This window comes from Paenibacillus sp. P4_E11, assembly GCF_056401635.1.
In genome coordinates, this window is the sequence record NZ_JBFUIX010000532.1 from 1 (window position 1) to 1,130 (window position 1,130).

Below are 1,130 nucleotides of genomic sequence, written 5' to 3' on the forward strand. Positions count from 1 at the left end.
GTGTTGCTATCGGTAGAGAGCTGCTCCAAGAAAAACTCAAGTTCCTTCTCCCGACCAACCAAGTAATGACGTTCCATCTTGTCAATCTCCGTTGTATAGCGATCACTTGAATCTATCTTGAATGGTTTCTCGTCCGGCATAGGTTATATATGACCTCCGTTGGTTATCATTTCTTCTTCACCGCTCCCGACTAATTGTTCTTCAAATATTGATTGATCAAYTGWGTYCTGTTCTTCACCCCCAGCTTACGGAAGATAGTGGTCARATGCTTCTTGACCGTTACCTCTGTAATATACAGGCCAGCGGCAATTTCCTGATTCGAGCAGCCTTTCGCCAGCAACTGAACCACGTCGTTCTCTCTCTCCGTTAGCATAGAAATTCTCTCATCCTGCTGTTCCCTTTGCTCTAGCAATCCGAAAGCCGCAAGCATTCTGTTCAAGTACTCCTGCAGCTTATTCCCCCTCGTGTCGAACACGAATACATGGGTTGGAGTCCGGTTGTCATAATCATTATGAACAACGTTAGGAGCCCATTCGCAGCCCAGGCTCAAGTGAATGTCCCTCAAAATGGGTAGCTCTGGCGGCGAAGCTACGACAAATCCGGTGGAGAAGAGCAACGAAATGAAGGTTAATCCCGCTGCCACCCTCATCGTCAAATCAGAATAGTCAGGGACATCGATTGACTTAACGAAGTAGCCCGCGGGGCTCTCCCTTGGAACATGTAATTCCTTCAATCTTTGCGCCGATAGACTTTGAAAATAAGCCGACGATAAAGGCTGCGTCAAGAGGTACTCCAGAGTCCCTGTATGGATTGGAATAATGGCTGACATCCCACAAATCATTCCCTGCTGATCTCTCATTAGCTTCACGATAGAGGGCTCCAGCTCATACAACTCCTGAAGATGAATGTGTTGGAGCGGGAATAAACTTTCCTCCTTCGTAATGATGTACTCGAATCGTTCTTTCGTATCCGGATGTTCATAAGGAAGCCACAGTGCCTTAGGGTCTTGTCTGCGGTCCTTCAAGTATTGCTCCGCCTCCGCCCAATTGGATGAGGTAAGCGCCTCAGCGTAGTAAGGTGTGAACTTTTGGAATAAAAGCGATCTTACCATGTGATCCCCAATATAGTAG

At 47.1% G+C, this 1,130-nt stretch carries 1 protein-coding gene; it reads right to left on the reverse strand.

What is annotated here, in order from left to right; all coding sequences use genetic code 11:
* Positions 1 to 190 precede the first annotated feature (190 nt).
* The coding region (locus tag AC1DWB_RS35780) for a response regulator transcription factor (RefSeq protein WP_477545811.1) at positions 191 to 1,130 on the reverse strand (940 nt) is incomplete at its 5' end.